Origin of the sequence: Priestia flexa, assembly GCF_021441905.1 — a bacterium.
In the GTDB taxonomy this organism is placed as follows: domain Bacteria; phylum Bacillota; class Bacilli; order Bacillales; family Bacillaceae_H; genus Priestia; species Priestia flexa.
Map to the genome: position 1 here is coordinate 838,455 of NZ_CP090431.1, position 20,526 is coordinate 858,980.

Annotated in this window: 24 protein-coding genes and 1 pseudogene; 19 read left to right on the top strand and 6 right to left on the bottom strand. The window is 36.3% G+C overall.

Features of this window, described 5'->3' with window-relative positions:
• Nucleotide 1: 1 nt before the first annotated feature.
• From LZP85_RS04195 to LZP85_RS04210, 4 genes are all read right to left on the bottom strand, one after another.
• Nucleotides 2-370, bottom strand: a complete 369-nt coding sequence (locus LZP85_RS04195) for a spore coat protein (RefSeq protein ID WP_025909580.1) — start codon at nt 368-370, stop codon at nt 2-4.
• 16 nt (nt 371-386) lie between these two features.
• Nucleotides 387-632, bottom strand: coding sequence for a beta/alpha barrel domain-containing protein (locus tag LZP85_RS04200; protein WP_061784865.1), 246 nt, complete (start codon nt 630-632; stop codon nt 387-389).
• A 607-nt stretch (nt 633-1,239) separates the two neighbouring features.
• Nucleotides 1,240-2,094 carry an SDR family oxidoreductase gene (locus LZP85_RS04205; RefSeq protein ID WP_119543683.1) on the bottom strand — a complete coding sequence of 285 codons (855 nt, stop codon included), beginning with the start codon at nt 2,092-2,094 and terminating at the stop codon, nt 1,240-1,242.
• Between the two features lie 96 nt (nt 2,095-2,190).
• Nucleotides 2,191-2,613: an Rrf2 family transcriptional regulator gene (locus tag LZP85_RS04210; RefSeq protein ID WP_226639589.1), complete on the bottom strand. Its 423-nt coding sequence runs from the start codon at nt 2,611-2,613 to the stop codon at nt 2,191-2,193.
• Between the two features lie 219 nt (nt 2,614-2,832).
• On the opposite strand from LZP85_RS04210, the gene LZP85_RS04215 reads away from it, so the two are divergent.
• The 8 genes and pseudogenes from LZP85_RS04215 to LZP85_RS04250 all read left to right on the top strand — a co-directional run bounded on the left by LZP85_RS04215 (nt 2,833) and on the right by LZP85_RS04250 (nt 7,867).
• Entirely contained in the window at nt 2,833-3,258 is a 426-nt protein-coding gene (locus LZP85_RS04215) for a translation initiation factor eIF-2B alpha/beta/delta subunit family protein (RefSeq protein WP_206782207.1), read from the top strand.
• A gap of 2 nt (nt 3,259-3,260) precedes the next feature.
• Nucleotides 3,261-3,524: a DUF5344 family protein gene (locus tag LZP85_RS04220; RefSeq protein WP_061784862.1), complete on the top strand. Its 264-nt coding sequence runs from the start codon at nt 3,261-3,263 to the stop codon at nt 3,522-3,524.
• Nucleotides 3,525-3,579: 55 nt separating this feature from the next.
• A complete protein-coding gene (locus tag LZP85_RS04225; RefSeq protein WP_234562044.1) occupies nt 3,580-5,613 on the top strand; it encodes an LXG domain-containing protein in 2,034 nt (677 codons plus the stop codon).
• A gap of 17 nt (nt 5,614-5,630) precedes the next feature.
• Nucleotides 5,631-6,020, top strand: coding sequence for a hypothetical protein (locus LZP85_RS04230; protein WP_078990065.1), 390 nt, complete (start codon nt 5,631-5,633; stop codon nt 6,018-6,020).
• A 442-nt stretch (nt 6,021-6,462) separates the two neighbouring features.
• Nucleotides 6,463-6,653: pseudogene (locus LZP85_RS04235) on the top strand (recombinase family protein); the annotation flags it as partial.
• Nucleotides 6,654-6,926 (top strand): hypothetical protein, encoded by a 273-nt coding sequence (locus LZP85_RS04240; RefSeq protein ID WP_226639605.1) that lies wholly within the window; start codon nt 6,654-6,656, stop codon nt 6,924-6,926.
• A gap of 15 nt (nt 6,927-6,941) precedes the next feature.
• Entirely contained in the window at nt 6,942-7,217 is a 276-nt protein-coding gene (locus LZP85_RS04245) for a hypothetical protein (protein WP_224840021.1), read from the top strand.
• A gap of 116 nt (nt 7,218-7,333) precedes the next feature.
• Nucleotides 7,334-7,867 (top strand): SecY-interacting protein Syd, encoded by a 534-nt coding sequence (locus LZP85_RS04250; protein ID WP_062687327.1) that lies wholly within the window; start codon nt 7,334-7,336, stop codon nt 7,865-7,867.
• Between the two features lie 161 nt (nt 7,868-8,028).
• Here the strand turns inward: LZP85_RS04250 and LZP85_RS04255 are convergent.
• A protein-coding gene (locus LZP85_RS04255; RefSeq protein WP_267965683.1) for an IS3 family transposase occupies nt 8,029-9,188 on the bottom strand; the annotation gives its coding sequence in 2 pieces (ribosomal slippage) (nt 8,029-8,927 and nt 8,927-9,188; 1,161 coding nt in all).
• Nucleotides 9,189-9,674: 486 nt separating this feature from the next.
• Between LZP85_RS04255 and LZP85_RS04260 the strand changes: the two genes are divergently transcribed.
• The 4 genes from LZP85_RS04260 to LZP85_RS04275 all read left to right on the top strand — a co-directional run bounded on the left by LZP85_RS04260 (nt 9,675) and on the right by LZP85_RS04275 (nt 11,524).
• Complete coding sequence (locus LZP85_RS04260; RefSeq protein ID WP_226639044.1) at nt 9,675-10,064, top strand: Y-family DNA polymerase; 390 nt, start codon at nt 9,675-9,677, stop codon at nt 10,062-10,064.
• A 165-nt stretch (nt 10,065-10,229) separates the two neighbouring features.
• Nucleotides 10,230-10,577 carry a hypothetical protein gene (locus LZP85_RS04265; RefSeq protein WP_098813364.1) on the top strand — a complete coding sequence of 116 codons (348 nt, stop codon included), beginning with the start codon at nt 10,230-10,232 and terminating at the stop codon, nt 10,575-10,577.
• Nucleotides 10,578-10,694: 117 nt separating this feature from the next.
• Entirely contained in the window at nt 10,695-11,237 is a 543-nt protein-coding gene (locus LZP85_RS04270; RefSeq protein ID WP_098279016.1) for a zinc metalloprotease, read from the top strand.
• Between the two features lie 14 nt (nt 11,238-11,251).
• The gene (locus LZP85_RS04275; RefSeq protein ID WP_206833434.1) at nt 11,252-11,524 is read left to right on the top strand and encodes a hypothetical protein; all 273 of its coding nucleotides are present in this window, start codon (nt 11,252-11,254) and stop codon (nt 11,522-11,524) included.
• Here the strand turns inward: LZP85_RS04275 and LZP85_RS04280 are convergent.
• A protein-coding gene (locus tag LZP85_RS04280) for an IS3 family transposase (RefSeq protein ID WP_226639046.1) occupies nt 11,521-12,641 on the bottom strand; the annotation gives its coding sequence in 2 pieces (ribosomal slippage) (nt 11,521-12,392 and nt 12,392-12,641; 1,122 coding nt in all). The two genes, LZP85_RS04275 and LZP85_RS04280, sit on opposite strands and share 4 nt — an antisense overlap.
• A gap of 76 nt (nt 12,642-12,717) precedes the next feature.
• On the opposite strand from LZP85_RS04280, the gene spxA reads away from it, so the two are divergent.
• The 7 genes from spxA (at nt 12,718) to LZP85_RS04315 (ending at nt 20,419) form a co-directional block, all read left to right on the top strand.
• A complete protein-coding gene (gene spxA / locus LZP85_RS04285; RefSeq protein ID WP_206782801.1) occupies nt 12,718-13,116 on the top strand; it encodes a transcriptional regulator SpxA in 399 nt (132 codons plus the stop codon).
• Nucleotides 13,117-13,254: 138 nt separating this feature from the next.
• The gene (locus LZP85_RS04290; protein WP_206782791.1) at nt 13,255-13,668 is read left to right on the top strand and encodes an RrF2 family transcriptional regulator; all 414 of its coding nucleotides are present in this window, start codon (nt 13,255-13,257) and stop codon (nt 13,666-13,668) included.
• A 142-nt stretch (nt 13,669-13,810) separates the two neighbouring features.
• Entirely contained in the window at nt 13,811-14,149 is a 339-nt protein-coding gene (locus LZP85_RS04295; RefSeq protein WP_206782790.1) for an IDEAL domain-containing protein, read from the top strand.
• A gap of 357 nt (nt 14,150-14,506) precedes the next feature.
• Nucleotides 14,507-16,057, top strand: coding sequence for a response regulator transcription factor (locus LZP85_RS04300; protein ID WP_163071302.1), 1,551 nt, complete (start codon nt 14,507-14,509; stop codon nt 16,055-16,057).
• Nucleotides 16,054-17,742: a cache domain-containing sensor histidine kinase gene (locus tag LZP85_RS04305; protein ID WP_206782789.1), complete on the top strand. Its 1,689-nt coding sequence runs from the start codon at nt 16,054-16,056 to the stop codon at nt 17,740-17,742. The genes LZP85_RS04300 and LZP85_RS04305 overlap by 4 nt, the downstream gene beginning before the upstream one ends.
• A 21-nt stretch (nt 17,743-17,763) precedes the next feature.
• The gene (locus LZP85_RS04310; RefSeq protein ID WP_206782788.1) at nt 17,764-19,149 is read left to right on the top strand and encodes an ABC transporter substrate-binding protein; all 1,386 of its coding nucleotides are present in this window, start codon (nt 17,764-17,766) and stop codon (nt 19,147-19,149) included.
• A gap of 262 nt (nt 19,150-19,411) precedes the next feature.
• The gene (locus LZP85_RS04315) at nt 19,412-20,419 is read left to right on the top strand and encodes a LacI family DNA-binding transcriptional regulator (RefSeq protein ID WP_206782787.1); all 1,008 of its coding nucleotides are present in this window, start codon (nt 19,412-19,414) and stop codon (nt 20,417-20,419) included.
• The last annotated feature ends 107 nt before the right edge of the window (nt 20,420-20,526 follow it).

The window sequence follows — 20,526 nt, forward strand, 5'->3', positions numbered from 1 at the left end:
GTTAGTGATCATCAGGTGTTCGGTCAAACAGCCCTTTTCTATTGCTTTCAAGCGGGAATAAATTCATTTTTCCAATCATCAATGTATTGTTGGCAGAGAGTTGATCTAATTTATACTGTTCACTTAGTTCGTATGGATGGAACCATTTTTTATTGATCATTAATTCCGTAATTTCTTGGTGCATGGCAATACCTTGCATTAATTGATTTCGTAAGAGGGTTCTAACATCAGGCGATGCAGTCTCCGTTAATGCCGTGGCAATATTGCGTACACCTTCTTTGGAGCGAAGAAGTAAATCCATCGCAAATGTAGTATCCGCTAGCTCTGGCATGTGCAACGCGTTTATAGGGTCTAGATAGTCCTGATTCAATGAAAGTGCCTCCTTGTTAATTTATTATTGGTGTTGGTCGGTTTTGAGGAACTGGTGCTTCAAACGGTACGCGTTGATAAACTACCTGTAATTCTTCAAGCGCTTTGATAGATTGTTCCACATCTTTTTTCATTAAGGCTCTTAAATCATCATCAAATACGAGTCCTTGCATTAGCTTAGATTTCGCTATGCAAAGCGTTTTAAAATTTATAACTTCATGTAAATCCAGTGATTCATGATTGGCTAATCGTTGATGATCCATTTCTAACTAACCTCCTTATTTGTTAGTACAGTCAATTGTATTGTTCCAAAAATAAGAGTGAATATTCTTGAATGGTTTTTTTGAAAAATTGGTAAATTATTTGATATAGTTAAATGGTTCATAGAGTAGGGGGGTATTGTCGTGGTTCAGAATAATTGCTTCAGTAATCTTTTCTGCTTATAGTTCGGTAAGAGTCATAAGGAAAGTTTATAACATTGACTTACATAGTAGATAGGTAAGTAAGGAAGAATGATTAATCAATAAAAAGTGATGAAATCATTTCTATATTGAAATATGTTTAGCGGAGTGTTTCTTATAATAAATATACTTGTTCTCTAGTTTTTAAAGGGGCGGTAATGATTCCTACACTAAAAAGATTGATAGTATTATACACTAGTGTTACCACTTCTTTTCTTTATAATACTGCGACAATCATCATTGTGTTGTGGTCAATAAAATCCTTTGTTGTACAAAAAAGAATAGATGAATACAGACACTTTAATCCTGTTCATCTATCCTTTTTTTGGTTTATCAATTGTATATCATTTTATTTTAATGATAAATACGTTTGTAATAAAAGGTATGTGTTCTCTTTTTGTTGTGCCTATTAATTCATCAATGCCTGAACAAACACATCAAGCGGCTGTGCTTTGCGACCGAGCAGTTTTTCTAAGTCAGTGCTTTCTACATCGAGAGAGCCTTGACGAATTGGTTCTTGCATCTCAACAAGCATGTCAACGACAAAGCCTGGTAACCCAGCTCCGCTTAGCGCTTCCTTAAACCCAGCATCGTCTACGTTTACGACTTCCACGTCTTTTTGAAGCACGTTGCTTGCGATAGCGGCAAGTTCTTTTTGAGTGCGCGGCGTGCCTGCTAGTTCATATACGGTGTTTTCGTGACCCTCTCCAGCTAAAACAGCAGCTGCTGCCTGAGCATAGTCGCTTCGTAACGCCCAGCTGATTTTTCCATCACCTGTTGGATTTAGCCAAGGTGCTCCGTGAAGTACGCCTTGAACCGTACCCGCTTCATTTTCCACGTACCAGTTGTTGCGAAGAAGAGAATAGGCAATGCCTGATTCCTTAATGGCTTTTTCCGTTGCGCGATGCACTTCTGCAAGAGAAAGAGTGCTTTCGTCTGCTTTTGCCAGGCTTGTGTAAGCGATGAACGAAACGCCCGCTTGCTTTGCAGCTTCAACGGCAGCTTGATGTTGACGAATGCGCGTTTTATTATCTCCGTCTGTTGATACAAGCAGTAAACGATCAATGCCAGCGAACGCTTCAGCAAGCGTTTCGGGTTGATCAAAATCACCATGACGCACGTCAACTCCTTGTGCTTTTAGGTGCGCTGCCTTTTCAGGGTTTCGCACGCTCACCGCTAGGTTTTCTGCGGGTACCGTTTGTAAAAGAGTTTCAACTACAATTGAACCGAATTGTCCTGTTGCTCCTGTAACTAACATTTTCATCTGTTCATTCCTCCACTTTATTTAGTGTATATAACCACACTGGTTATAACTCAAATGGTTACAACTAGTGTTTTAAAAAAAGCTCATAAAAGAGCTTTAGTTACCATGTGCTTTTTCAATCATCATTCCAATGGTCGTTTCATTCAATCGTTTTTCCATGGCAGCCTGAGCTTCTTTTAGCTCCGCAGAAAGAGAGTCTTCAATCGTTCTTCCCACTGGGCATAAGATGTTTGGCTGTTCATGAATATTAAACAACTGTCCATCTTCAACCACATCAACTGCTTTGTAAACATCGAGTAGGGTAATTTCTGACGGTTCTTTCAAAAGCGACGCTCCGCCAACACCTGCCCGTACGTCAATTAAGCCAGCTTTTTTCAACATGCTCATAATTCTTCGAACGACGACAGGGTTTGTATTTACGCTTCCTGCAATAAAGTCGCCCGTGCATTCACTGGGTGCGACCGCAATTAGAGTTAATGTATGAACGGCCATGGAGAATCGGCTGCTAATTTGTTTCATTGCTTATCACCACCGTTGTAACCATTATAGTTACAGTGTATTTTATTTGTCAATAAAAAAGATCAAAGAAAAAAATGGAATATGTATAGGTCTTTTATCTAAAAATTTCCATTGAACTCACAGATATTAGTAGAAAAAGAGAAGTTCTTCCTATTTAGAACCAATATTCGTTATTTTATACTATAAAATATGGAAAAATACTGTGCGGAGGTGCGATCAGTGGATTACGCAAAGATTATTGCTGGGCTATCAAGTACGATTTCTCATCAAGCAGCGGAAGTAAATGAAAAAATTCGATTGTTGGAGTCCGCCAAGCAGCAAGTGACGTCAGAGAGAACGCTCTCCATGAACGATATGAGCTTAGTAACCAATCCAGAGCTTGGAGAAGGATGGAAAGGAAAGCGGTCGACTTCATTTGATGAACAGCGTGAAGGTGCGAAAGAAGAGCTGAAGCGAATTTTACAAGATGAATATGAAGACTACTTATCGGATATTGATTCGGCAATTCTGAAGCTTGAAAGTCAACAGCTTCTATTAAACGGACTGAGCTTCGTGGCAACAGAAGCGAGTTCGCTTGTACATAAAGGAGAAGAAGCAGCGGAGGATCTGCACCGAAAGATTAGTCATATCAGAGGGAGGCTGTAAGCATGGGAAAAACGATTAAATTAAACTATGAATCGGTCATGAATGAGCTAAACGCGTTAAAGGCAGCGAAAGATAACATCGTCGTAAAGGAAATGAAAAGCGTTGGAGACAATCGTTTAGAAATCACGGAGATGATGAAGAATCAAGAGATGGAAATCCAGCAGCTCATGACGAACTATGTTCAGCTTCTGACTAAGCAAATAGCGGATACGGAAAGCAACCTCAAACAGCTGAAAGCGCAGGATGAGATGATGGCGCGCAGATAAGGCGTAGGATGAAAGATAGGTAGAAAACGTATATAATAGAGAGGAGCTTTTTGGAGTGCAAAACGCTGTATATGATGCGAGCGCGCTGCTAGAGACAGCAAAAGAGCGCATCAGTTCATATAACGAAATGGAAAAGCAATTACTAGTATTACAAAAAGCGTTTAAGCGAATCGCCGCTTTAGATGAGGATCTTCAAGGAAAAGGCGCAGACAATATTAAAGCTTTTTATCAAAGCCACGCAGACATTGCTAATCAGTGGCTGAACTTAATTGAAACAAACCGAGCTTTTTTTGAAACCATTGAAGCAAAAATGGGAACTTCAGAGCTTGAAGGAAGTACGTTTGTAGCGGAAGCGTTTCTAGACCAAAATGTTCATCAAGGAAACACGCAAGCTAAAGAAATGATTATCCAGCAGCAAAACGCTCTGCAGGATATTTTTAATACAATCGACCATATCTTACCGCTCAACGTCTTTTCAAGTGCTAAGTACAATCAGTACCTAGAAGAAGCGGAACAAGAGCGAAAGGATACGCTCCAAGCCGTGAATCAGCTAGACGCGGATCTCGTTCAAGAATACAAAGGGCTGTCATTCTTCTATAATATGGTCACCCAAAACATTCAAGCCGTCACAAGTTCCACAAGTCAAGCAGGGAACGCGACGCCTCTTTACTTTGACCTTGATGCCTATAAAGCAAGCCCAGTGTATGGCATGCAGGGGGAAGCCAACAGCCGCGCCGTTTCGTATGTGGAAGCCAAAGAAGCCGAGCGAAAAGCCTACGAAAATCAAAAGAACATTCAAGCGCAAGAAAGCTTCACGCTTGAAGTATGCGAAAACCCACATGCCAAGAAGAAAGAAGAAAAAGGATTTTGGGGTGCGGCTTGGGGAAGCGTCACAAGTGGGGTCGAACATGCATGGGATAAGACAATGGATGGCTTTCACGCAGGCGTTGACAAAGTCACCCACGGAACAGAAGCTGCTTGGACCGCGACAAAAACGGGCTGGAACACCGGCGTACAAGCTGTTTCAGAAGGCGTAAAGGAACTGAAGCACACAGCTCACGAAACGTGGGCAGATGTCCAATCCCAAGCAGCAGCCGGTCTCGCAAAAGCGAAAGTGAGCACAAAGCTTGCCATCGAAGTGTCCAAAGAAAGCTGGAAAGTCGGCGCTGAAAACATCAAGCAAGGAACAAAAACCGCGCTAGACGTCACAAAACGAAGCTGGGATGGCGTCGCTGGCGGAGCGACAGATGCCGTTGTCGATACGTGGAATGACCTCGTACATATGGTCCAGCATCCAGTCGAAACAGCAGAAAGCATCGGTGAAGGAGTCAAAGCTGTTTGGGATGATCCAAAAGGCGTAGCTAAAACCATCGGTAATGAGATAAAAGACTCCTGGAATGAACAGGTCATAAACGGCGATGCAAAAAGCAGAGGCCACTACTTTTCCTACCTAACCGCTAACGTTGCCATGAGCATAGTCGGCACCAAAGGAGCGGACAAGCTCGCAAAAACGACGAAGCTTGAACAACTCAGCGGTGCCGCCACGAAGAAACTGAATGAAGGTGCCGCAGCTATTCATGTGCGTACGCAGTCAGCTCTGCAGAACTTGGGTCTGAATGGACTGGATAATCGTTTAGCGTATCCAGGTGTTGGATCTGTGAAGGGGAATGGCGGGTATCAGTTTATTGAGCGTGTGGATGGTGGTAATGGGGTTGGGACGAAGGTTAGGGATGAGAGTGGTAAGGGTACGGGTAAAAGCCCTTCAGCGTTTGCAGATCGTGCTAAATTAGAAGGACATTTTGATAAGCATGGGAAGGAATTTGACGGATTATATAAAAATGCCGACGAGTATCTTGAAGGTGCAAAAGAGGTTATTAATAATGGCATAAAGGTGAAGTATGAATATAAAGGTGAACTAAGGACAGGATATGTCAAGTTTATGGGAAATAACAAAAATGGTAAAGCAAAGTTTGAATTTGTAGGTACTAATAATAACGGAGATATTACGACCTACCACACTCAGAGTGGCAAAAAGATTTGGAAGACCATTAATGGTGAAAATATTCCAGTGATTAATCCAGCAGAGTAGGAAGGGAGGATTTATTTATGGTATATACGGCTCTTGTTAAAAGGCTTGACCCGCAAATTGAGGAAGAAGTGATAATTGAGATCGAGGGTATTGAATTTACAGGGTTTGCTTTTATTTGTCCTTATAAAATTGAAGTAGGAAAAAGTTATCCTGTATCAATAGGATTTACTATCTTAAATGAGTTAATGATTCGTGAAATCCAGGGAGAGAAGAAAGAAATAGAACGTATTGGTTTGGGTTATGAGTATTATATAAGAGGTTTGTTACATGAGGATAAAATTGATGCAGGATTAGTTTTTACGGACGAAGATGAGTATTTCTTTGATTATCCTGAATTAGTGGATAAATATATTGAAATGAAAGTTGACAGAATTAGTATAGAGTTTTTAAGGACAACTACTGATTAAAAGGAGAAGAAGTTTAATTTCATAAATTAATAATACTCACAATAGTCATATAGCTAGCTGTAAAGCACTTGATTGCCATATCGGGCATCAAGTGTTTTTTAGTGAGTTATAGACAATATAAAAAATGCTTATGAAATTCATAACTCATGAAGGTAGTACCATCATGAAGTTTGGTTTTATAAGTAGGATAAGATAACAAGTACGATAAATAGGCGAGATGACATTTTACATGGCAGGGGTACTTACGATATGTAATGGCTACTAACTAACGAGATCGTACATGCTCGTGGAGAAAAATAATGGGTAACGTATAAGAGTGTTTTTTATTTACTTTGGCTCATAAATATTGGGTTGTATTTTTCCTAGAGACGGTCGTATAATACTCGCTATTCGTTTAAAAACGTTACGAAAATTACAATTTATGTAACGGGAGGGTGAAAAGTTGAATGTTGTTGGGTATATACGAGTTTCTACACAAGGACAAGCAAGAGATGGTTATAGCTTGAAATATCAAGAAGATGAAATTAAAGTATACTGTAAAGAAAATGGATGGAACTTGAAACATATTTATAGAGATAAGGAATTAGCGGTGCCGCCACAAAGAAACTGAATGAAGGTGCCGCAGCCATTAACGTGCGTACGCAGTCAGCTCTGCAGAACTTGGGTCTAAATAAGCTGGATAATCGTTTAGTGTATCCAGGTGTTGGATCTGTGAAGGGGAATGGTGGGTATCAGTTTATTGAGCATGTGGATGGTGGTCATGGGGTTGGGACGAAGGTTAGGGATGAGAAGGTTGCTGAGGGTACTAAAGGAACGGTTAAGAAGATAGAAGATATTAATGACCCTATTAGAACATATCGTGGTGTGGACCTTCAAAATATAGATCCAATTTATATTGCAGATTAACGTACAGTTGTTGAGATGCCATTTGGTGGAAAAGGTGAAAAATACACTAATGCTGAGGGGTGGAGACGTGATCTAAAGTATTTTTGGAGTGAACTACTTGATAGACACCCAGAAGCGTTTAGCCCAAATAATAGAGCAATAATAGAGGGAAGGAATCCGTTTACCGATAGTCCAGTTAATGATAAGGTATTTAGGGAATATTTCTCCCAGTATGATTTTAAAGGTGTTAAAGGAGACAAATTAATTCATCACCATATTGGTGGAGGTGGACAAGCGTTTCCAGTGCCTTAAAAATTACATCCAGGTTCCGGTGGAATTCATAATATAGAAAAAGAAGCAGGAATATGGGGGAAAGATAAAGTTTACTCAGAGTTATTACAGAAATTTATTAAGGAGTGATTTCCAATATGAAAGAGGTTATAAAAGCTTATTTTGAAAGATTTGTAGATAAATGGATGGAATACAATAATTCATTACCTAAAATAGTATGGAACGAAGATGTGGCTGAATTTATATACTCCGGTACAGAAGACGAATATGGATATATTTCTTGGAAACCAATGGAGAAGAGTATGAAATTTAACTTCGATGAAATTGAAGGTCAATATAATGTTCAGTTACATAATTCAGTTAAGGAGTATTTTAATTCGTATTGGTTTTTAGAATTAACAGGCTGGATTTCTTCTTATAACGTTAATTTACACCCTGTTATTCCAGGAATTGAACCAGATTATTTCATTTCGCTTGTTAAAGACTATGTAGAATCTAAAGAATTTACTTTTAAGTATATACCAATCGGTTATGAATCAAATGGGATGTTATTAGTAGTAAACAACAATACAGGTGAGATTTTTGTTGAAGATTTTGAGTTAAATGAGTACAAAAAGATAGCCAATAGTTTAGAAAGTCTCATTTTACATTTGAAATTTAAGGACGAATAATGGAAATTCAATAAGTGACAAAGTAATTAAAAAAAGACTTAATTTGGGATTGTGATACTACGTCAAGAAAATAGACACAGATTTCTACCGCACTTTCGCTTGGTAGCCTTCATAAAAAAGTTTAAATTTATAAAGATTTAAACTTTTTTATGAAGGAGAAATCAAGCTGCGAATTTCCTGTACATTTGTTCAAATTCATTCGGTGTGCAATACCCCAATGTCGAATGAATTCGCTTGGAATTGTAAAAGAACTCAATGTATTCAAATAGTGACTTCTTTGCTTCTTCTCTCGTTTTATACTTTGTTTGGTAAACAAGCTCTCGTTTTAGAATCTCATGAAAGGACTCAATACAAGCGTTGTCGTAACAATTTCCTTTCCGGCTCATGCTGCCAGTCATATTGTACTTTTTTAATAGATTTTGATATTCACAAGAAGCATATTGAACACCGCGATCTGAATGATGGACCACCCCATTCCCAGGTTTTTGGCGTTTGTAAGCCATCTTTAACGCAGAGATAACTAATTCTTTGGTCATTTTTTTATCCATGGCCCATCCTATTATCTTACGAGAATATAAATCCATTACGGTCGCCAAATACAACCAGCCCTCATTCGTTGGAATATAAGTGATATCCGTAACCCAGAACTGGTTTGGTTTACTCGCTTTAAACTGTCGATTTAAGACGTTTTCACTTACTGGGTGATGATGCCTCGAATTGGTCGTAGCCTTGTACTTTTTGACTGTACAAGACTTCCAGTGGTTCTTTGTCATTATTCGGGAGACTGTACGCTCACTTACTTTAACACCACGCTTTTTTAGTGTTTTCGTAATTTTAACACTGCCATAACGTTGCTTGAATTCAAGGTGAGTCTTTAATATCTCGTGTGAGAGTTTTTCATGCTTCTTCTGTCTTTCACTAATCGGTCGATTTAACCATTTAAAGTATCCACTCTTGGAAACTCCCAAAACAATGCACATCTTCTCCACTCGGAATTGGGAGCGATTTTCATAAATGAATTCATACTTTACCGAGGGTCTTTCGCGAAGTAGTGCATCGCCTTTTTTAAGATTTCATTCTCCTCCTTGAGATCACGCATTTCCTTTCGCAGTGCTCTTACTTCAGCTTCTGCAGAGGAGAAGGATTGAACAGACTTCACCTCGGGTTCTTGGCCATATTTCTTTATCCAGTTATATAAAGTATTCTCATTAACATCCATTTCTCTAGCTACTTGAGCCACAGACTTGTTGTTTTCTGCAATATACTTTACTGTTTCTTTTTTAAATGCTTCATCATATCTTTTACCAGTACCTCTTGGCATCTCGACACCTCGTTATAGTTTTTATTTTTATTATAACAATCTGTGTCTACTTTTTAGTCTAGCATCACTTTCTATTTTTAGTATATAAGAGCAATAGTTGAAGTATCTTATTCAAAATAAGTTTGTATATTACCTATTTTGTAGTCAAACTTTCATTTATCTCCTTCTAAATGTAAAAGGTAAAACTTAAATTAAGAAAAATAAGTTTGTTCAATTACTTTTATGAATGAAGATAGTTCAAAAAAGTATACTTTTACGGACTTTTCTTTTGGATAGAAAATTTATTATTTTTATCGTTCGTTTAAATTCAAAAATAAATTACGAACGTCCACTTAATGTCATACACTTTTATGAACGTATTTTATTTAAAAAAGAGAATGAAATGCTCAATTTAAATTTGATTGGTTAAGAAAGTATTCATTAGATTGTCTTCCTATCCGACTTAATAAAAACTTTTGTTATTAACAAGGAAATTTATAAGCGATAATGGAGAGATATATCAAGGCTTCGAATTATATTTCTAGTTTGGTGTTACAGGATGTTGCTCCTGAAGGCTTTCATGCGTATAGCATTGATGAATTGTTTATTGATGCGACAGCTGCGTTGCATCTATTTGCTCGTACACCAGAAGAATTAGCTCACAAGATTATCGACGAAATTTATCATAAGACACGCCTGACAGCTAGGGCAGGCATAGGACCTAATCTCTTACTGGCGAAGGTAAGCTTAGACCATGAGGCCAAGAATAGACCAACAGGAGTGGCGTATTGGCGATATAAGGATATTTCCTTTAAGTTGTGGGCTATTCGCTCAATGAAGGATTTTTGGGGAATCTCCTCTGCTACGGAAAGACCTTTAAATCGTAGAAAATATTAATTTAGGAAAGAACAAGGCTTTACTATGCAAAATCTCGTTTTATATAAGTGAAGAGCAGCATATTAGGATGTTAATATATTAAATATTCAAAAAATCAATTGTTTATAAAAACAATAAAAGGTAGAATATATAATATATTCCATAAAATAATCTTTGGAGGCCAATATGAAAAAATTGATTATTTTTCTGTCAATAGCTTATTTAGTTATATTAACTGCATGTAATCAGGAAAGTACAGGTACTGACAAAGGAAGTTCTGCTGTAATTATTGTAGTTCAAAATAACGAATATAACGGAACTGAGGATAAATTAGATAAAAGTAAAGAAATAGGAGAACAGATTGGTACGGTAGAAAAGAAAACAAAAGCGAATGAGATGCCAGAAAATAATCAATCAAACTATTATGAAGTTGGTACAAAAATCTATTCAGTCAAGGGAACAGAAGAATATATTATTGTTGAAGATAAAGATAACAAAAAACAATTATTAAAGAAGGTAACAAAAGAGGGATAATATACCCTCTTTTGTTACCTTCTTTTGTTAAAATAATTTAAATTTTAAAAATATTTGTAAAATAAATAGATAAATTGTATTATAATTTTGTATAAAATAACAACAGGAGGTAATATATTGAAGAAAATTGTCTTAGGATTAATAGTTACAACTTCATTATTCACCGGGATCAACAGTGTGTCAGCTCATAATCTACCTAATGCTGGTTCTGAAAGTAAAGGATGGAAATATGTTGGCTCTCATTGGCCGAGTACAAGTACAAAATATTTTGAAGCCACTACTGATACTTGGGAAAGTCGATTTAAGAGTGGTGCTAGTAAATTTAGAAGTGAATCAGGCAGTAAATTTTCCATTAGTGAGGTTTCTGTAGGGAATACCCAAAATTTCATTGAAAATTATTCTTCTTCTTCAGCAACATGGGTTGCCAGAAGAACAGTTTATAGTGTCAGTAATGACCATCCAGCTAGATGGAGGATTCAATTTAACAGTGCTAAATCTGCAAATAGTTGGACTACTGTCGCAGCTCATGAAATTGGACATGTGTTTGGCTTAGACGATTTATACGAAGGTTATAATAACAAAAAGCTAATGTATGGTTATGATAGTGGTGTGAGATACATGCAATCATCAGATAAAGCTGGATTTAATTATATTTACTAAAGGGAGGAACGTCAATGAATATTAGGAAGACAGCAATTACAATAGGAGTCCTCTCTTTAACAGTAGGAACAGGATTGTATATTAGTAGTGCCACAGAAAAAAACATAGATACAAAGGCAGAAATAAAGGCTAAAACAGATTCGCAGGAAGCGTTAGCAAGAAAAAAAGTCGAGGAGTTAAATTCAAAGGTTGCTAGTGGTGAGGAAAAAGTTCTCAGCCAAAGCGCAGTTTTTCCCGATGTAAATAAAGAGGAAGCGTTTCAAGATGGATTGTCAACACTAAACTAGACAGTTTTCTTAAGGTGCGTAAATTTGTATTCCACTGGACTTAAATAATCTAAAGTACCGTGGATGCGTAGATGGTTAAACCAGTGCACATAATCTGTAAACTCTCTTTGTAAATCTTCTAAGCTATCAAAATGACGTTTCTTTACGAACTCTGTTTTGATGATTTTGAATGTTGCTTTTGCTACTGCATTATCATACGGACAGCCTTTCAAACTTAGAGATCGCTTGATGTTAAACGTTTCTAGGGCCTCATCAATGACTTGGTTCTTATATTCTCTTCCTCGGTCAGTATGGAACATTTGAACCGTATGTAAATTACCTTTTATTGACGATAGAGCTCGATAAACTAGTAAAGCATCTTTGTTCTCACCTGTACTAAATCCAACGATCTCCCGATTAAAGAGATCAACAAATACACATATGTAATACCATTTTCTGTTGACTCTTACATAAGTTAGGTCGCTGACCACGACAGTCAATTCTTCCTCTTGTGTAAATTCACGATTTAACTCATTCGCTTGATCACTTTCATTTGGTTTATCCTTATGGGGTTTAAATTGAGCTACAGTATAAGCTGAAACAAGTCCTTGTTCGTTCATAATTCTGCCGATTCGACGACGAGAAACCAATTTCCCTCTTTTCTTTAGCTCATGCTTTATCTTTCTCGCACCATAATTTTGGCGGCTTTGATGGAAAATTTCTATGATGTCTGAAGTTATATCATCTTCATTCTTTCGTTCTTTTGCTTCATAATAATACGTACTTCTAGGGAGTTGTAGGACCTTACACATTGCTGATATCGAGTATTTATGCTGGTTGTTCTTAATCACATTTACTTTCGTCCTAGTATCAGCGCGGCTTGCTTTAAAATATCATTCTCCATCTCTAATTGCTTATTACGTTTCCTAAGTTCCTGCAGCTCTTTCTGTTCGGGGCTGAGGTTATCCTTTTCTTTGAAGGAACCAGAGGACTTACTTTGATTAATCCACTTATCAAGCGAAGATGGTGTTAACTCATATTCTCGAATGATGTCTTTACGAGGCTTTCCATTCTGATATAGCTGCACGATCTGTTGCTTAAATTCTTCGGTAAACGTTCGACGTACTTTTTTTGTCATGTAGATTCTCCTCATAACTGATTAGTATAGTTAATTCTACTTGACCTTAAAATTTCTGTCTAACTAAGTGTAGCCGATCCAGGTAAATCTATTTACAACACCAAGCTGTACATCTTGCCGAAAAGCTAAAACTTGGCTTGAGGAACATCAAATAGACTATGTTGAAAGAAACATTATATCTCAGCCACTTACAATTGATGAGATTAAATCGATTCTTCGCTTGACTGAAGAAGGGACTACTGAGATTATTTCTACTAATTCAAAAACGTTTCAAGAATTAAATGTAGGTATTGACTCTCTACCACTTTACGAATTTTATGCTTTAATCATGAAGCACCCACAAATGTTACGTCGTCCAATTATCCAGGACGAAAAAAGATTGCAAGTTGGATATAACGAAGAAGAGATTCGTCGCTTTCTTCCACGCAAGCTGCGAACATTTGTGAACATAAATACGCAAAGAGCTGTCAACTAATGAAATAGTTTGAGAATATTTATAGGCCTAAAATCAATTATTCTTGATAATCTAATCTGTAACATTTAGTATTACAGTGTGTTAATCATCATCTAAATTATGTGAAAAATACAAAGACTAGTCACAAGGAGGCAGGCCATGAATAGTGACTTTACTCTTGCTGTTCATAGTTTAACATATCTTGCTTTACAGCATGACCGAATGGCAACAAGTGATGCTATTTCTGAGAGTGCTGGTGTCCATCCGGTTCGTATTCGTAAAGTGCTAAGTTTGTTAAAAAAACATGGATTTATTAAATCAAAAGAAGGAACAGGTGGCGGATTTATTTTTGCACTAGATTTAAGTGAAGTGAGTCTTTGGGATATATATATGATTACTTCTGAAGGTGCCCTTCAGCCTAAATGTCCTGAATCAAATAAGCAATGTATTGTAGGCAAAAACATGCAGCATGTCCTTTTTACAATTTTTACAGGTGCAGAAAAACATCTTGGTACGTTTTTGAAGGATTATACGATAAAAGAGGTTGTGGACATAATTAATCAAGAATCATAGGTAGCTGCAAAGGATTAATCTTCGCATGCTGCTTTTTGATATAAATGCAATAAAAAAAATTACAGTTCCATTCGATGTATCTATAAAAGAGAAGGATGTTCAAATTTTAATAATTTAAAATCATGTAAGAAGGTAAAAAAACATGTCAATGAATAATCAGGCCAATTTAAAAACAGGTGATTGGATAAAAGGAAAGTTACAGGATGGAGAAATAATCATTGGTTATATAGAATCACTGGATTTTCTCAAAGGTACAGTAAGAGTATCAGTCATTAAATGTGAAGCTGTTGAAACAATTGGCAAAAAAATATCCATTTCACTTAAACAGGTTAAGAAATTGCCGATTTCTAAAGTGGTAAACAAGGAACAGATTCTTTTTCTAATAGACTTAGCATTGTCAACTGGCGATGAGGACTGGTTTATCGAACTTTCTGCAAAGTTAAACTCAATGAAGCAGCTTGTTAATGAAGCTAAATATTAAATAGATTTTGTCATTAGAAGCAGGATATGGTGGGGGATTTGTATTTAAGGAAATGATTTTTACTTACCTTATATATATTTAGACACTATATTCTTTTATTAATTTGTTGTAAGTATTATACTTACATCTGTTCCTGATCATCTAGTATTCTGTAGGAAACCAAGGCTTTTTAAATAAGCCTTGGTTCTTCTCTAATAAGGCCTAACCCCCTGTGTTACTCTTATCTAATCAATGAATTGTTTCATCCAAATTTCCCTATAAATTCATCAATTCTAGAACATATTTTTATTTTAATTGACCACTAAAACTGTTCTGGTTAATATAAATATAATTTCCCACTGAATGGAGGGTAAAAGATTGAGGTTATTATTAATTGAAGATGAGCCGGATTCCTTAATAGGAATGAAAAATGCTATTGATTCTCTATATAATGTTGAAGTGGAATTGCATACCTCAAATAATGCGGAAGATGCAAGAGAGGTAATCTTTAAACACTATCCTGAATTAATTATTACTGATATTATGCTTCCTGGTATATCTGGTCTTGATTTAATTGAAGAGGTTGTAAATAAAGACTACCAACCAAAGGTTATTATTGTAAGCGGTTTCGACAATTTTGAATATGCGAGAAGAAGTATACACTTTGGTGCGGTAGATTATTTATTGAAACCCTATAGCACAAAGGAGTTTACAGAAAAGGTAGACAGGACTCTTTCATTGATAAAAGAGGAAAAAAAACAACTTCAGTATACTGAGCAGCAGAAGTCATTTGCAGAGATTGGAACACGTTCCATGAGGGATAACGATCTAGTCGAGTTTTGTTTAAAAAGAACACCTCTTGAAGAACATCTCTATCATAGACTGTGTTTATGGAATATTGATTGGTTAGCGAATAAATCCTATTCACTCCTTATCTTTGATGTAAAGGGCTATCCTGATGGGAAACTTTATACAGAAGAAAATCAATTAAAGACTTTTGCGATAGGAAATATTATGCAAGATGTTATCCGAGATCATATTCACTCACTCCTTTTTAAAGACCCTAAAAATCGATGGGTATTATTAACAACTATCGAAGATACCGAGGAAATAGCTAGGTCTATTCACAAAAAGGTAAAGGCATATCAAAAAATCGAGTTAGCAATAGGCATTAGCACAAAAGTATCGTCACTTGAGGAAATGCATGCAGCATACAGCTCTGCACTAAAAGAATTTCAAATAAACTCTCTAACAAATAGCGAGGACTATGTAAAATCGCATCATCTGATATCTACAGACTTTACAACCGCTAACCATTTAGCATCATTAGTTATAAATAAGGATGAAGAATGTATTCGTCAGGTGGTAAAGGTTTTTTTTCAAGAGGTCATATTAATCGATGGACTTGAATCAAGAGACGATATTACGAGAAAAACATTAAACTACTTATCACAAATCCTAGCAAGTATAAGTGAACAAACCTTAAAGGAGCTTAAAGAAATCCCAATGAGTGTATGGGAAAAGGTGGATGAATGCACCACATTAGAAGAATATGAAAAGGTTTTATCTGAGTATTTAACGAGTGTTGGGCATGCGGTTTCAACACATGGTACCAACTCAATCATTGAGAGAGCGATTCGAATAATTCATTCTAGTTACATGGAGGATTTGAGCTTACAAATGATCGCAGACGAGCTATCCTTACATCCTGTCTGGTTAAGTCAGTTGTTTAAAAAAGAAACGGGACAAACATATATGGATTTTTTAACAGAGACGAGGATTAACAAAGCGAAAACACTCTTAAGAGAAACAAGTATGAAAGTATATGAGATAGCAGAATCTGTAGGCTATCAAAATCTACAGCATTTCGGTACTATTTTTAAAAAAAGAACAAGTCAAACACCCAAAGAGTATAGGTACGGAAAATGAAAATTAAAAAGGTAAGAATAAAAGATAATTTATTTAACAAAATGTTTGTCTTTATAGCCTTATCCATCATTATTCCATTAGCATTATTAGGTTATTTATCATATGATCGGTCTAAGTCTCAGTTAGAAACGGTTACATCTCAGCTTCTTCAAGACAATATAGAATTGAATAAAAAACAGGTTAATCGGTTATTAAAAGATGCAGAAATTGAATCAGAAAAAATGGTGACATCTATACAGTTACAAAAGCTCTTGCAAACTAATCCACCAACATCTTTTGAAGAAGAAAAGGTTTTTATCAATCGGATCAGTCAACTTATTGCCCAGTTAAAAGGGACGTACGGAGTATATGTCTTTCCAAAACAAATGAAGTATTATCCTAATTATTTGGAGTTAATTAATGGAAATGATTTTAAGCCAAGCACTGAATTGATGTTAAAAGTCTTTGAATTGAAAGAAAAAGGGATATGGTACCATTATTGGGATGAATCTTCAAAGAAGCCAGTCTTTGCTTATATAAGAGCAGTTCGTTCATCCTATTATTACGAACCACTAGGTGTTATTGTTCTAAAGATTCCTGATTCACTTGTTCGAGAGGAATTATCCTTCCCCTCATCTTTTACAAATTACAATAAGATGATTGTTGATCAAGATAACAACATTATTTCTGACGCAGACTCCTCTCTTTATCATGAAAAATTTGTACCAGAAGAGGATTGGAATATTGCTGAAACTCAATTAAATGAGCAGGGATGGAAATTAATTACTGCCCTGCCAAACAAAGAGGTTACAGGAAATATTGAACAAATAAAAAACTTTACTTTGTGGATTGTTGTGATCAGTATATTCATTGTTTCGATTTACCTTGTTTTTATTGTTCGTAATTTTACATTACCAATTAAGTCTCTCGTCTCACACATGGAAAAAGTTCGAATTGGAGTATTGAAGCATTTCCGTATGGAAAGGTCTAGAAAAGATGAGATTGGTCAGCTTGTTGGTGGATTTAACCAAATGATTACAGGAATGTCTGAACTTATTGAACAAACAAAAAAGATGGAATCTGACAAGCGGAATTTTGAGCTTCAGACATTAAATCATCAAATTAATCCACATTTTTTCTATAATACATTAGATGCAATTAAGTGGAGAGCAGAAAAGGTAGATGAAAAAAATATTGCACTAATGGTAACGAAATTAGCTAATTTACTTCGATTCAGTTTAAATAATAATAATGAGTGGACAACGATTGAAAGAGAACTTGAGCATGCTAAGAATTATTTAGACATAGAAAAGCTAAGAAGTAATCGTTTATTTAAAGTATTTGTTCAGGTAGATCCAACGATTCTAAAATTTAACGTTATCAAGCTGATCCTTCAACCAATTGTAGAAAATTGCATCAAGCATGGAATTAGTAACCTTCCAGAAGGGAAAGGGAAAATTCTTTTAACAGCTAAGCGCATTGAACAGGATATTATTTTTATTATTGAAGATAACGGGCCAGGACTGGCGAGTAACAAATTGGATAAAGAAAAAAACTCAAGTCATGTACATCATGGCATTGGTTTGAAAAATGTTCATAAACGACTTCAGATTCATTTTGGAACTGAGTATGGAATAAAAGTCGATGAAGATCATCATCAAGGTTATAGAGTGATCATTCGTCATCCAGTACGTGAGAAACAATAGTTAATGAAAGGGGGGAGATTATTGACTAAGTACTTTACTCTCTTGATGTTTATACTTGTGATCTCTTTTATTTTAATCTCTTGCAATCAACCATTAAGTAAACAAGAAGAGGCTATAAAAGACAATAAAGAAGTCGAAGTGAAAGAGCAGATATCCTTAAATGGTGTTTTTCTTCATACGACATGGGGAGAGGTAACCCAAAAGTTAGCGGAAGAATATGAAAAAGAAACAGGAGTATCTGTAAATATTGAGTTAGTTGGGCGTGACATGATTTTTCAAAAATTAGCCCTTTCGATTGCCGGTAATGCAAGTTATGATCTTTTTAACGTTGATTATAACTGGGTGCCTGAACTTGTCTCGACAAATAGTCTGCAACCGCTAAAAAAATATATAGAAAAAAACAAAGTGGATACGGAAGGTTTTTTGCCTAGAGCATTAGCCCTAACACAATGGAATGGAGTAAACGGTGCGTATGGAGATGGTGGTAATATATATGGATTGCCACAGACGATCCACCCTCATATCCTTTGGTATCGATCTGATTTATTTGAGGATGAAAAACTGAAATCTGAGTTTAAAGCGATTTATGGTTATGACTTATCACCACCCAAAACCATGCGACAATTTCGTGAGATGGCTGGATTTTTTAATGGGAAAATCGTAAATGGAAAAAAAATATATGGCTGGGCTGGACAAGCTAGTGAAGGGTTCGGCAATGTGCATACATGGTTAACATTTGTCTATTCTAACGGCGGAGATGTTATTGATTGGAATAAGATGACATCATCATTATCAACTCCAGAAGTAATAGAGGCGACAAAAACCTGGATTGACCTACTGCAATTCTCTCCTCCAGGTATAAATGATTATACTCTTTCAGAAGTGTCAACAGATGCTGCAGAAGGAAACGTTGCAATGGCCATTCACTGGTCTTGGGCAGCTGATAAGTTAGATGATCATGCCTATTCTAATACTGTTGGTCAATGGGAATTTGCCCAAACGCCAGCAATGAAAGCATCTGTACCACATCTTGCTGGCTGGTCAATTGTTATTCCTAAAACGTCAAAGTATCCAGAAGAAGCGTTTAAATTTATGGTTTGGTTAGAAAGCAAACAAAATGATGTCAGACAAGCCCAGATGGGTGGGGGAGATCCAGTCCTACTCTCTTCCTATTTAGATCCAACTCTTAAGCAAGTGGAAGTTGCGAGAACTAATGTTAAGAAATTTCGCCGATACGAAGCAGTAAATGAAGCAATGAAGACAGCAAAAGCTCGTCCATTTTTCCCACAGGAAGAACAATGGGAAAGTGTTGTAACGGGTTATTTACACGATGCCCAACTAGGGGAAATGTCAGTTGAAGAAGCATTAACGAAGGCTGATGAGGCTGTAAATAATTTGTTGAGATAATTAAAATTTTTCCTCGTACCTCAGATTTCTGAGGTTTTTTTGCTGTTTAAACCAATAATTCCTAAACGAGAAAGCGTAAACACTAAATCTCTACATCTACACTAAAAATGCATGGTGAAAAATTAATTTAACCATGTTTTTTCAATTTTCAATAACCGGTAAGATGTAACTAAGAAATAAACAAGCAATCCATTTTATCTAAACGAGAATGATTGCGATTACAATATCCACATTAATAAGTTAATAGAAAAGAGAATCTTAAATGGTTAGAATCGTAGATGTTGCAAAGAAGGCAAATGTTTCCACTGCTACAGTCTCTAGAGTCATTAGTAAGCCTGATACTGTAAGAGAGGAAACGATCAACAAAGTATTAAGTGCCATTAAAGAATTAAACTATCATCCAAATATTTTAGCTCGGCAGCTAAGGACGTCAGAAACTAAAACAGTAATTGTTGTGATTCCGGACATATCTAATCCTTTCTTTTCAAAGGTTCTACGAGGAATAGAAAATCTTGCATCAGCTAATGGGTATCAAGTTTTACTTGGTGATGCTGGGGATGATAGTGAACAGGAAAGTCGGTATTTAGATATGCTCCGTCAGAAAAAAGCAGACGGGATGATCTTATTAACAGCAAAAATGAAACCAGAGCTTGTTGAAGAAATGGCTAATCAATTTCCAGTAGTGCTTGCCTGTGAATATATTGAAGGCTCTTCTATTCCAACCATTTCAATCGACAATGTTAGCAGTGCTAGAAAGGCAACAGAATATTTAATTCAGTTAGGACATCGAAGGATAGGAACTATTTCTGGGCCACTTGATAGTGTATTAGGACAGGATCGATTAAAGGGTTTCTACCAGGCGATGGCAAGATGTAGCGTAGCAGTAGATCCAGTACTAGTACAAGAAGGTCATTTTAATTATGAAAGCGGATTTAATTTAATGAAGAAATTTTTAGCGCTCAATAAAATGCCAACCGGGGTATTTGCAGCGAATGATGAAATGGCTTTGGGTGCTATTAGAGCTATAAGAACAATGAACCTAAGAGTACCTGAAGACATCTCGGTTATTGGATTCGATGATATTCATTTTTCCTCTATTTTCGAGCCAGCTTTGACCACAATCTCACAACCAGCTTTTGAAATAGGGTCTAAAGCGATGGAACTATTAATTATGCTAATGGATAAAAAGAGAATTGGGAAAAATCAATATATTTTAGATGACAGTCTTGTCATAAGAGAATCGTGCTCAAAGATTAATAAATCATTATAAGTTCAATGTAATCGGTTACAAATGTCGGTTCACTCATAACTTTTAAACCTAGTAAAAAGGGATGAAAGGTTTGATTTTAAAAAGAAAATGTAATGGATTACAAAAAT

Coding starts and splice junctions, on each gene's coding strand:
- LZP85_RS04260 (WP_226639044.1), top strand. CDS start 9,675: ATGGAGAGATATATCAAGGCTTCGAATTATATTTCTAGTTTGGTGTTA.
- LZP85_RS04275 (WP_206833434.1), top strand. CDS start 11,252: ATGAATATTAGGAAGACAGCAATTACAATAGGAGTCCTCTCTTTAACA.
- LZP85_RS04295 (WP_206782790.1), top strand. CDS start 13,811: ATGTCAATGAATAATCAGGCCAATTTAAAAACAGGTGATTGGATAAAA.
- LZP85_RS04290 (WP_206782791.1), top strand. CDS start 13,255: ATGAATAGTGACTTTACTCTTGCTGTTCATAGTTTAACATATCTTGCT.
- LZP85_RS04305 (WP_206782789.1), top strand. CDS start 16,054: ATGAAAATTAAAAAGGTAAGAATAAAAGATAATTTATTTAACAAAATG.
- LZP85_RS04210 (WP_226639589.1), bottom strand. CDS start 2,613: ATGAAACAAATTAGCAGCCGATTCTCCATGGCCGTTCATACATTAACT.
- LZP85_RS04250 (WP_062687327.1), top strand. CDS start 7,334: ATGAAAGAGGTTATAAAAGCTTATTTTGAAAGATTTGTAGATAAATGG.
- LZP85_RS04200 (WP_061784865.1), bottom strand. CDS start 632: ATGGATCATCAACGATTAGCCAATCATGAATCACTGGATTTACATGAA.
- LZP85_RS04265 (WP_098813364.1), top strand. CDS start 10,230: ATGAAAAAATTGATTATTTTTCTGTCAATAGCTTATTTAGTTATATTA.
- LZP85_RS04205 (WP_119543683.1), bottom strand. CDS start 2,094: ATGAAAATGTTAGTTACAGGAGCAACAGGACAATTCGGTTCAATTGTA.
- LZP85_RS04245 (WP_224840021.1), top strand. CDS start 6,942: ATGCCATTTGGTGGAAAAGGTGAAAAATACACTAATGCTGAGGGGTGG.
- LZP85_RS04315 (WP_206782787.1), top strand. CDS start 19,412: ATGGTTAGAATCGTAGATGTTGCAAAGAAGGCAAATGTTTCCACTGCT.
- LZP85_RS04220 (WP_061784862.1), top strand. CDS start 3,261: ATGGGAAAAACGATTAAATTAAACTATGAATCGGTCATGAATGAGCTA.
- LZP85_RS04230 (WP_078990065.1), top strand. CDS start 5,631: ATGGTATATACGGCTCTTGTTAAAAGGCTTGACCCGCAAATTGAGGAA.